The 10,535-nt window shown below is 66.1% G+C and carries 13 protein-coding genes; 5 read left to right on the forward strand and 8 right to left on the reverse strand.

The window, feature by feature from the left end; translation table 11 throughout:
- Positions 1–441, forward strand: a 441-nt coding sequence (locus ACFVJS_RS22140; RefSeq protein ID WP_378884970.1) for a response regulator, incomplete at its 5' end; no start/stop codon positions are given.
- Positions 438–1,127, forward strand: coding sequence for a two-component system response regulator (locus ACFVJS_RS22145; RefSeq protein WP_378884973.1), 690 nt, complete (start codon positions 438–440; stop codon positions 1,125–1,127). The genes ACFVJS_RS22140 and ACFVJS_RS22145, both read left to right, overlap by 4 nt.
- On the opposite strand, the gene ACFVJS_RS22150 is transcribed toward ACFVJS_RS22145, so the two are convergent.
- From ACFVJS_RS22150 to ACFVJS_RS22160, 3 genes are read right to left on the reverse strand one after another with little or no spacing between them, the layout of a single operon-like run.
- Positions 1,128–1,364, reverse strand: coding sequence for a DUF6752 domain-containing protein (locus ACFVJS_RS22150; RefSeq protein ID WP_378884976.1), 237 nt, complete (start codon positions 1,362–1,364; stop codon positions 1,128–1,130).
- Between the two features lies 1 nt (position 1,365).
- Positions 1,366–2,964 carry a class I SAM-dependent methyltransferase gene (locus ACFVJS_RS22155; RefSeq protein ID WP_378884978.1) on the reverse strand — a complete coding sequence of 533 codons (1,599 nt, stop codon included), beginning with the start codon at positions 2,962–2,964 and terminating at the stop codon, positions 1,366–1,368.
- Positions 2,961–3,392, reverse strand: coding sequence for an adenylyltransferase/cytidyltransferase family protein (locus ACFVJS_RS22160; RefSeq protein WP_045550834.1), 432 nt, complete (start codon positions 3,390–3,392; stop codon positions 2,961–2,963). The genes ACFVJS_RS22155 and ACFVJS_RS22160 overlap by 4 nt, the downstream gene beginning before the upstream one ends.
- Positions 3,393–3,626: 234 nt before the next feature.
- Here ACFVJS_RS22160 and ACFVJS_RS22165 point away from each other — a divergent pair, with 234 nt between their 5' ends.
- Positions 3,627–4,406, forward strand: coding sequence for an alpha/beta fold hydrolase (locus ACFVJS_RS22165; protein ID WP_378884981.1), 780 nt, complete (start codon positions 3,627–3,629; stop codon positions 4,404–4,406).
- A 145-nt stretch (positions 4,407–4,551) separates the two neighbouring features.
- Here ACFVJS_RS22165 and ACFVJS_RS22170 read toward each other — a convergent pair whose 3' ends face one another.
- From ACFVJS_RS22170 to ACFVJS_RS22185, 4 genes are all read right to left on the reverse strand, one after another.
- Complete coding sequence (locus tag ACFVJS_RS22170) at positions 4,552–4,932, reverse strand: nuclear transport factor 2 family protein (RefSeq protein WP_378884984.1); 381 nt, start codon at positions 4,930–4,932, stop codon at positions 4,552–4,554.
- 279 nt (positions 4,933–5,211) lie between these two features.
- Entirely contained in the window at positions 5,212–5,928 is a 717-nt protein-coding gene (locus ACFVJS_RS22175) for a Pr6Pr family membrane protein (RefSeq protein WP_378884987.1), read from the reverse strand.
- A 723-nt stretch (positions 5,929–6,651) separates the two neighbouring features.
- Positions 6,652–7,041, reverse strand: a complete 390-nt coding sequence (locus ACFVJS_RS22180; RefSeq protein WP_378884990.1) for a hypothetical protein — start codon at positions 7,039–7,041, stop codon at positions 6,652–6,654.
- Positions 7,038–7,340: a hypothetical protein gene (locus tag ACFVJS_RS22185; protein ID WP_378884992.1), complete on the reverse strand. Its 303-nt coding sequence runs from the start codon at positions 7,338–7,340 to the stop codon at positions 7,038–7,040. The genes ACFVJS_RS22180 and ACFVJS_RS22185 overlap by 4 nt, the downstream gene beginning before the upstream one ends.
- Before the next feature lie 432 nt (positions 7,341–7,772).
- Between ACFVJS_RS22185 and ACFVJS_RS22190 the strand changes: the two genes are divergently transcribed.
- Together ACFVJS_RS22190 and ACFVJS_RS22195 are read left to right on the forward strand one after the other, a co-directional pair.
- On the forward strand, positions 7,773–8,801 hold the full coding sequence (locus ACFVJS_RS22190; RefSeq protein WP_378884995.1) for a hypothetical protein: 1,029 nt from the start codon (positions 7,773–7,775) through the stop codon (positions 8,799–8,801).
- Positions 8,802–8,819: 18 nt separating this feature from the next.
- Positions 8,820–9,278, forward strand: a complete 459-nt coding sequence (locus ACFVJS_RS22195) for a GNAT family N-acetyltransferase (RefSeq protein WP_378884997.1) — start codon at positions 8,820–8,822, stop codon at positions 9,276–9,278.
- A gap of 603 nt (positions 9,279–9,881) precedes the next feature.
- Here the strand turns inward: ACFVJS_RS22195 and ACFVJS_RS22200 are convergent.
- Entirely contained in the window at positions 9,882–10,397 is a 516-nt protein-coding gene (locus ACFVJS_RS22200; RefSeq protein ID WP_378885000.1) for a DUF2199 domain-containing protein, read from the reverse strand.
- Positions 10,398–10,535 lie beyond the last annotated feature (138 nt).

Genomic DNA, 10,535 nt, shown 5'->3' on the forward strand with positions numbered 1-10,535 from the left:
CTGCTGGGTCGCACCGGGGTGCAGCTCCCCAGGACGTACGTCGCCGAGCCGACCGACACCACCGGCCAGTTCGCCAGCCGGCGGATCCTGATCGTCGACGACGACGTACGCAACGTCTTCGCGCTCACCAGCGCGCTCGAGCAGCACGGCATCGACGTCCTCTACGCCGAGTCCGGCGAGGCCGGGATCGAGGCGCTGCAGCGGGAGCCGGGCGTCGACCTCGTGCTGATGGACATCATGATGCCGGGCATGGATGGTCTGACCGCGATGCGGCTGATCCGCGACATCCCGCAGTTCAAGAGCCTGCCGATGATCGCGCTGACCGCGAAAGCGATGACGGGCGACCGGGAGGACAGCATCGCCGCCGGCGCTTCGGAGTACATCACCAAGCCGGTCGACGTCGCCGACCTGCTCTCGCTGTTCCGGGTGTGGCTGCCATGAGCGAGCGCCAGCGAGCGACGACAGGCCTGAACGAGACCGCTGCCGCCCCGACCGGGGCCTCGACGAGCGCGCGAGCCAAGATCCTGCTGGTCGACGACCGGGCAGCCAACCTGGTCGCGCTCGAGGCCATCCTCGGCTCGCTCGACCAGACCCTGGTCCGTGCCGGCTCCGGCGAGGACGCCCTACGGGCCCTTCTCCACGACGACTTCGCGCTGATCCTGCTCGACGCGCAGATGCCCGGGATGGACGGCTTCGAGACGGCCACCCGCATCAAGGCCCGGGAGCGCACCAAGGACGTCCCGATCATCTTCCTGACCGCGAACGACTTCGACACCCACCTCGCCTATCGCGGCTACGCGACCGGCGCCGCCGACTTCCTCGCCAAGCCGTTCGACCCGTGGCTGCTGCGTGCGAAGGTGCAGGTCTTCGTCGACCTGTGGCATGCCAGCCGCAAGCTCAGCACCCAGGCCGACCTGCTGCGCCGTTCGCTGGACGAGCGTCGTGCCTCGGTGCCCGGCCGGGTCGACGTCGACGTCGTCGCCGACCTTCGCGCCCGGCTGACCGGTGTGGAGGAGGCGGTCGCCGAACTGGACGGCGGTGCAGACACGGCCCCCGGCAGCGACGCCCGCCGCCGGCTCAGCCAGCGGATCGACGACCTCAGGCAGGCCCTCGACGCGCTCGGGTGATCAGATCTTCGATCGATACTCGGCGAGGATCTTCTCCGCCCTCTCCTTGTCGGCGTCCTGCAGCGGGATGAGCAGCTCGGCGATCACGTCGGTCAGCTCGGCCACGCGTCGGTTGAGCTGACGCTGCTCCTGCACCTCGGCCTCGAGCGCCTCGATGCGGCGGACCAGCGAGGCGCGCGTGCGGGCCGCGTCGCGGGCACCGCGGGCGATGTTCTTGATGCCGGATTCGTCAGACATGTCAGTTTCCTTCTGCAGACTTGAGGGAAGGCCAGGAGGCGCGGAGCCGCGCGACGCCCGGCAGCGGGTTGCCGAGCATGTCCTGGGCGTCGCTGACCCCGAAGTGCTCGACGACACCACCGGCCGCCTCGATCTCGGCGTGGACGAGGGCGGGGTCGACGCGGCGTACGAGGCCTTCGGGCTGCGGGGCGGGCAGGTTCTCGCCGGTGACGGCGAACTCGAGGAAGAGCTTGCCGCCGCCGGGACGCAGCGCCATCTTCGCCAGGGTCCACAGCTGGCTGCGGGCCGCGTCGTCGAGACAGCCGAGCAGGTCGCGGGCGTAGAGGTGGTGGGGGTCGCGGGCGAGGCGCGCACCCAGCGTCAAGGTCGAGCGGAGCTCGCCGAGGATCAGCTGGTCGGAGACGAGGGGGAGCTTGTGGCGCTCGGCCCGGCGGCGTACGGCGGCCACGGCGGCGCGGGAGAAGTCCACCGACCGCACCTGGTGACCCTTGCGGGCGAAGAAGCGGGCGTCGCGGCCGACCGCGCCGGCGCCGAGGTCGACCACCTTGGCGTCTTCGGGCAGCTGCCGCTGGACCCACGCACCGAAGGCCGACTGCTTGCTCTCGAGCTCGCTCCCGTGGGTGTTGTGGAACTCGGTCCAGGCTCCCATGTCGGTGCGGAAGCCACGCAGCCAGCCGTCGAGGCGGCGTACGCCGGCGGGCGGGTCCGCGTACTTGAACGACGGGTCCGGGGTGCGCCACTTGGGGCCGTAGATGAAGGCCAGCATCTCCTCGGGCTCCGCGGGAGCCGGGAAGTCGTAGCCGTGCAGGTTGATCGTCGAGACCGGCACGATCGCCTCGCGGCGCAGCCGGCCGGAGCGGTTGCCGAGCTGGTAGAAGACCGGCTCGCCGTCCTTGTCGGGCACGTAGAACGCCACGAAGATGTCGATGTGCACCTTCCGGCCGTCCGAGACCTCGTGGAGCACCTTGATGTCGCCTCCGGACATCCGCAGGACGCTCCAGCCGCGCTCGCGCATGGTGCGCTCGATGGCGTACGACTCGGTGATGATGTCGGCGGGGACGGTGTGCTTGGAGAGGTAGCAGACGTCGGTGTCGGAGTCGTGGCCGAGCATCCGGCCCTCGCGGATCGCGCCCAGGAGCGCGCCGTAGTTGAGGTAGGCCTCCACGCCGACCACGTCGCGGAGGTCGGCGAGGACGCGCTGGGTGCCGTCGAGGATCTCCTCGCGGATCCCCTCGTTGGTGGCCTCGAACGAGCGGGTCAGGTGGCCGACCTTGTCGACGCTGAGCGGGTTGCCACCGCCGTCGACGATCGAGATGACGCCCTCGCCGGTGCCGAGCGAGACCTTCTCCTCGTGGAGCACCTCACCGTCGTAGTCGGCGATGGTGACGGTCGCGGAACCGTTCAGGAACCGGGTGAGCACGTTCGGCCACGGCACCATGGTGCCCCGGTCGGTCGGATGGCCGTCGCGGTCGGGCGTGAGAGACCAGACGTACTGGCCGTCGACGGAGAGAATCAGGACCTTGGTCGAGGAGCCTCGGACGAGGACTCCTTCGTCGGAGATCTCGAACTGTCCGCCAGAGGTGGGCGCGCCGACGGTCACGAGACCTGGGCGCCTTCTCGCGCGATCGCCTTCCGCAGAGCGGTGCTGCTGGTCTGGAGCGTGTAGGGGAAGTAGACGACCTCGACACCGACCGACGCCATCTTCTTCTCCAGCGCGTCGCCCTTCTCGGTGCCCTTCCAGTCATCGCCCTTGAAGAGGTGGGTGAACCCCACCTCGCGCCAGGAGTCGACCTTGTCGGTGGTGCGCTCGGCGTAGACCGCGTCCACGATCCCGATCGCCTCCACGATCTCGAGCCTCTCGACGAGTGGGACCGTCGGGATGATCCCCTTGGTCGTCTCGCAGACCTCGTCGGAGACCACACCTGCGATCAAGGTGTCGCAGCGCTCCCGCGCCTGACGCAGCATGTTGAGGTGACCGATGTGGAAGAGATCGAACACGCCAGGTACGTAACCGATGACCGGTCCCATGCCCACGCTTCCTCCAAGTGTTTGTCGATTAGTTTGGGCGACTTTACACCCTGCTCCCCCACGACCTCGATATGAGGCCAGTATCCATACCACCCTGCGCATCCCCGCAATCACCAACGCGACACGCGGACGCGCACAGGAAGCCCGGTGACCTTACACGAAGATGAACAGCGCGTGGCCATTGTTGCCCGATGTGTCAAGCCGATTCCTTCCCTGCTGAGCTAGCGTCGGACCATGGATGTCGTCGAGATCGACGGACTGAGCCTCGCCTTCCGCCGGGCCGGGAACGGACCCGTGGTCGTCTTCGTCCACGGCGGCGCCGAGGACAGCCGCACCTGGACGCCCCAGCTCAACGCCCTCGCCGACGAGTTCACCGTCATCGCCTGGGACGAGCCCGGCGCGGGCGGCTCCTCCGACGTGCCCGAGGGGTTTCGGTTGAGCGACTACGGAGACTCTCTGGCCGGGCTGATCCGCGCCCTCGACGTCTCTCCGTGCACCCTCGTCGGGCTCTCCTGGGGAGTGACCGTCATCCTCGAGCTGTATCGCCGCCACCCCGGCGTCGTCCGCAGCCTCGTCCTCGCGGACGGCTACGCCGGCTGGCGCGGCTCGCTCGGCGCCCAGGAGGCCGACGCCCGGCTCGCCGGCCTGCGCGACCAGCCGTCGGGCGCTTTCGACCCGACCCTCCCCGGTCTCTTCGCCGGCGCTCCGCCGGCTCGATTCGTGCCTCTGCTGGAGGCGATGACAGCCGACGTACGCCGCCACAGCATGCTCACCGCCCTGACCGCGATGGCCCGGGCCGATCTGACCGACGTGCTCGACACCATCCGGGTGCCCACCCAGCTCGTCTGGGGTGCCCTCGACGCCCGCTCGCCGCTGTCCGTAGCCCACGACTTCGAGCGCCGCATCCAGGGCGCGGACCTCGCCGTCATCCCCGGCTGCGGTCACGTCAGCAACCTCGAGGCCCCCGAGGCGTTCAACGACATCCTCCGCTTCTTCCTCCGGCGGCACACCTGAGTGGCGCGGGAGCCGCAGTGCGGCATTTCCCCGCCATGGCGGGGAAGTGCGCGCGTGTCGTCGCAGACGTCTGGCCACTTTCCCGCCGTGGCGGGATTCTGCAGCCTCCGCCCCGCCGATTCACCTATCTGGCGGTCAGAGTGCCTCATGGCTGATCGCGCCATGTACCGGTCCAGTCATAGAGCGGGGCGGTGGTGGCGTACTCGCGGAGGTAGGCGATGCGGTCGCCGTGGAGCCTTGCGATGGAGCATCCTTCGAATCGGCCCGCCTCGCCCTGCCAGGTGCACTCGAAGCACCACTCGGCCATCAGGAACTCACCGGCGGCGGCATGTGTCGTGATGTCCCAGGAGTCGACGCGGCCGCCAGCCGCAAACCACGCGGTCATCCATTGCTCCACGCGCGGCCGACCCCGGTAGACCGGGCCATAGGACTCCATCACCACGCAGTCATCGGTCAGCGTGGTCAGCACGGCATCGACGTCGTGGCGTCGCCATGCATCGATGTAACTGTGCAGTTGAGTCACCACGTCGTGACGTTAGCGGGTGCGCAATGTACTCGCGCGAGAACTGAGAGACGCTCCCGCAGCCGACCGAGACGTACGGCATGTTCACCGGCTCGTAGATCCGGAACAGTTCGTTCTGGCGTACTGGCCCATCCCTTCGAACTGGATGTTCTTCGTCCCGCGCCTGCGGACCTGTTGTAGTCCTGCCACATCTGATCGATCTCGTACGCTCAGCCGCATGCGCGGTCTTGAAGGGCTCGAGCACATCATCAAGCCATCTCGTCGTAGATCGCGAACGGGCCCTTAGACGTTCGACGGCGTCGTCTCGCCGGCTACGCGCGCACCGCGGTCGTCTAGCGCGCTCGGCAGCTTCGCGTCGATGACTTTGAGGATCAACGCGATCACGACGGCCACCAGGATGACGAGCACAGCGTTCAGGACCGCTCGGCCCAGGCCGATCCTCGTCACGTCCAGGAAGGGATACGGATACCAGTCGGCGAAGGCGCCGTGCACGAACGTGTACAGGAGCCAGGCGACCGGAAGGACGAATGCTCCGGAAACCGTCGCCCACGTGAACCGGCGGCGCGGGCCGAAGACGAGCCAGCCGAGGATGGCCGCCCAGGGCGAGACGTAGTGGAAGAGGATCGTGGTGACCAGCGCCCACCCTGACAGATCCAGGCGGGGGGCCAGGACGAGCGCGAACACGAGGCCGGTGATCGCGATGGCGAGCAGGGCGTTCAGTCGCGCCGTGTCCCACCAGCGTCCGCTGCGCGTGGGATTCGCGACCAGCATGATCGACACGATCATCACCACGATATTGCTGTCCACCGTGAAGAAGCTGTAGCCGCGCACGATTCGCACCCCCAGCGGGACGCCGGCACCGGACGCTCCGGAGTTCGCGTCGGCACCACCGGTGAAGAAGTTGACGAACTGAATGACCAGTGCGGTCAAGACGACCACGGCCAGAAGGCCGTGCCAGACCCGCGCGGCCGCGACCCGACGACTTGCACCATTGTTCATCACACGATTCTCACGTGCCGGAGGGTTACGAGTAAACGCCGACTCACGAAGAACATGAACCCGCTCCGGGCAGGCAACCCCCGGCACCGGCCGTGTGCCAACCCTTGTCTCGCGCTCATGCGTCGGCGTTCCTCGTGGTGATCTTCGCAAAAGGCAGTGGGCAGCAGTCGCTGCTCGTGCACGGGTGCAGGTCATCCCATCCGGCATCGAGCGCCGCGCGCAGGTTGTCCCGGATCGCAGCGAGGTCAGCCACGCGGGCTTCGACCTCGAGTAGCTTGGCTCGAGCCCGTGCCTGGAGCCCGGAGTCCCGGCCTCTGGCTCCGAGCCGGATCACGAACCGCCCGAGGTCAGATGACCACGGGCGACTTGTGCTCCCCGGGTAGGAGTCGAACCTACGTCGCTAGTTCTGATTCAAAGGCACGCTCTCACCTACGCCCGAGCGTGTATGGGAGCCACGGAATGGCACCGAAATCGCCTAGGTTGGTGTGTCGCCTGTGTGCCACCTCGCCCCGACACACGAATGGGGCAAACTCAGCCGCGACACCGGGCCCTGCCTGAATCCTGCGTATCCGGCAGGTTAGGCGGGTTCGTCTTGGCGGATCTGAGGGGATTAGACCCCCTGGCCTTCTCATTGCGAAGGCGCGCGTATGGCGCAGATCCAGTCGCCCGACAAGCGTCGATCCCAATGCACGAGCCAACCGGCTCGCGCTCACTTACGGTGGATCAGGCGTTGGCCAACTGGCGGTCATCGCCGCAGCAGAAAGTGCCCATGTCTAGGGCGAGGTGCACCAGCCCGGTTTGGTGGTCGATTGCAATGACCCTGGCCGAACAGCGGTTCCCGTCCTCGTCGCCAGCCACGATCGTGGCGCCGATCTCGAGTTCGTCGCTCGCGAACTTCGCAAGCGTCGTAACATCGCCCTCGGCGGAGATGTCGTTGAAGTCCACCCACACATCAGCCTTCATCCGTGTCCACCTCCTGTAGAGTTCCAGCCCTTCCCGTAGTGTTGCACGGCGCTGATCGGCGAGGAACCTTTTCCGCAGAAACGTTACCTTCGACACGCCACAGGTGGTATGCGCGGCCGCCCTTGTCGACGCGTCGGAGACCTCCGTCACGCATCGCGCTTGCGAACTGGTGGCTCAAACACTGACGCCAAGCATCCGAGCCAGTACTCGCAATCGTCTTCCTCAGGAAGCCACACCGTGTGATGGGGCGGCTGGCGAGTCTGCTCAACCGTGAACCCAGCGTCCCGGATCGCCCCCATCGTCGAGAATCGCACGACCTCATGCGGAAGGATCGCCTGCTGGATCAGGTCGAGCGGTGTACGAACGTCAGCCGCCCAAACCGACACACCTGGCCGCTGATACGTCGCCTTTGCGACTTCGGCGGCTCGCAACAGGTCCTTCATGTTCATAAGGCCCCCACGCACAACCAGCGCGTCGTTCGGCAACTCGACCCCGGTGACGACAAGTTCCGATCGACCGGACGTAATCTCTGTCCGTGGTCGGCGCTGAGGCATCCCAAAAGGTGAAGGCCGCCGCGGCTCCTGCTCCCCTTCCGCTGCCACTGGATCTCACCCCCGTTGCGCCCGCGATTCATCCTAGGACTATCGGGCGGTCGCGAGGTCACGATTGATCAATTCGCCCTGCGTGGTTAAAGCGCCCACGCCAGGCACCAACATCTGGACGGGACCTCCGATGAACGATCGTGGATCCCAAATTTCAGGGGCGCCTCGCGGCCAGAGACGGAGGCGGCCGACCGTCAGCTTCCGAGAAGCACGTCGCCCGTCTTATATGTCGGTGCTCACCGCTACGGTGTGGCCCACACACCCAGGGGGATATGCACCATGACCGAATCTGACGCCGCGCAGGAATCGCCTGATGCCGGCGAGGAGGAGAACCCGACGCCGTCCGACGTTCTCGCCTTTACCGGCCTGCCCGACGTGGGCGCGCTGTCCCCCTACTCGAAGATCGCCGACCTCGTCGCCAAGACCGGACCGTCGGCACAACTAGCAGCAGCCATCAACAGAATCGGCTACCTCCCGAAGTTCGACGCCATTCCAAAGGTTGACTTCGGGTTCCCGTCGGCCCTCCTCACAGACATGCCCACCGTGGTCCCGCCGTCCCCCTACTCGAAAATCGCCGACCTCGTCGCCAAGACCGGACCGTCGACGCAATTAGCAGCACTTAGCCGGATCCACTACCCCCAGCTCGACCTTGGTACCTCGCGCACCTTCAGCGCGATCACGCGGCGGATACGTGAACTCGATCTGGAGAATCTTCACGACCGATTCCGGCCGCGCAACCTGCGAGCCGAACCTCATGACGTGGCCGACCTTGAGGATCTAATGCAACAGGAGGGTCTGCCGTTCTGTCTCGTCCCCGACGGCGAGACCGTCGGTCTGCTGCTCGCAGCGGACGATCGGGCAGCGCGGCGCAGGGTGCTGATCGAGCGCGCTGGTCCGATCTTCGGGACGTGCGACGACGTCCTCGGGCTGTGCGTGAACGCAGAGCTCATCGAGCACGGCGCCCTCATTCGGAAGGCCATCAGTGCGTACGGCGATGGGCACCCTGAAGCTTCCCAGGCGCTGGCGACAGTGGTCATGGACAGACTCGTCGGTATGTATGAGCACAAGGGGCAGATCAAGAACCCAGCCGATGGCGTCGCCTTCATCCAGGGCCGTCCGTGGCGCGAGTGGTTCTTCTTCCTGCCGATTCCCGTCGTCCACAACAAGACCTGGCTGATGGCCGACCTCGACGCGTTCAACCGCCACGCCACGGTTCACCTCCGCCCTGCTCAGCTCACGGCGAGTAATGCGGTCCAGGCGATCATGCTGGCCACCAGCATGATCGGTTTTCACCAGGACCTCTGGTAGATCGTCGGAGGATGGATGATGATTATCGTCGAGCGTGCGGAGCCAGGCGACCCTGCAACTCGGGCGCTCCTCCAGGAGTGGAAACCGGGGAAGAAGGCATCAACTACCGGCCGGTTCTTGTACCTCATCGCCCGCATCGGAACCGAACCAGCCGGCGTGCTGGAGGGGCATCACGATTACGGGAGCTGGAGCGACCTCAAGGACTACTGTCATCTCGGGGAGAACGACCTCGGGTCGTACATCTCATCCCTGTACGTGAGGCCAGCGCACCGTCGCCAGGGGGTGGCAGACGCACTTCTCGACTGGTTCATTGAGGATGCTCGACAGGAGCGTTCTGTCGCGGTCGTCGCGCATCCAGACGAAGAGGGCCGTGGCCGCGGGGCGCGGATAGCACTGAACCAAAAACACGGGCTCGAGTTCGCCCGACCCCTGGAAGCCTGGGACGAACCGTGGCTGATGGTCCTGCCACTGTCCTAACCAGATCCAGCCGTGCGAGGTCGTGGAAACCGCGAACCCGAAGGCTCGCGCTGATGACTAGGGCGGCCGTCTGCTTCTCAAGTTGGACTCGGCCACGTTGAGCAACCGGGACCGTTTCGGGCCTGCTGTGTGCCGGTCTTGTGTGCCAAATCGTAGGACGAAGCGCGGATCGACCTACCAAAACGCAGGTCAAGGCGGGTTTTCTGCTCCCCGGGTAGGAGTCGAACCTACGTCGCTAGTCCTGATTCAAAGGACTCGTGTCAGTGTTCAGGGAATTCAGATCGCCTCGTCGACCCCCGATTTGAGCGGGCCGAGATGGGATTTCGTCCGGCTGAATCCACCTCGCGGTTAGCAACAGGTGTTAGCAAATCCCCCACATCTCCGGGGCGGCACTTGCTGATCACGTTGACTCTTGCTCCCGTTCCGGCTGGGGGTGAGTTGGCAGGAGTAAGCGCTGAGTCTTCCCGAGAGTGGCCCCATCGGCGGGGGTTCGGGGGCTTGCCCCTGACGTGCATGACTCGACGCCTGGTCGAACTCGTCGAGGGCTGGACAACGTACGCCGCTACGGATGCCCCCGCCCTCGTCATCAGCCTAAGGACTGGATCACTGCGGTGGTGGCATCGCTGTCCCATCCGCCCCGAGAACCGTCTGGTGGTCCCATTCCCGTGTCAGCAACTCTCTCAGTGCTGGGTGTTCGCTGCTGACACAGTAGGGGGTGTGGTCCGGATCGAGCACAGCAAGTTGGACGGGTGCGGCGAAGACGTCCCAGGGCTCGATCACGTTTCCGAGGAATCCGCTGATCCTGAGGTCGACATACTCAGGGCCGGACCAAACGCGAGCCGACTCCTGAAGGTCGTCGGGGTGGATACCTACCCACACCCCGTAGGTAACGGAGTATCCGCCAGTCAGTTTCACCGGCAGAAGGGCGCGGACGAAGGGGCCGACTCGCTGATCTTGGAGCATGACCGCCTTGGCTGGATCGGGGTCGCTGAGCCAACGGTCGCCGTCGAGGGGTTCGCCGAGTTCTTTGTCGATGCGGAGCACCGGCTCGGGCAAGCGGAAGCGAACGTGCTTGTCGTGGTCGTCGAGCGGATGACCGCAGGTGGCGCAGGTCGGCATACGGTCGATCCTCGCAGATCGCAGGGCGCAGGTGCCGGCTAGTTGTTCTGATCACGGACGTTAGGTACGGCGGGTCGGCTGGATCATGACGAAGACCTCCGGGTGAGGTGTGGAGCTACCACGCACCCACATCCACCA

It is taken from the genome of Nocardioides sp. NPDC057772, from assembly GCF_042798075.1.
Classification (GTDB): domain Bacteria; phylum Actinomycetota; class Actinomycetes; order Propionibacteriales; family Nocardioidaceae; genus Nocardioides.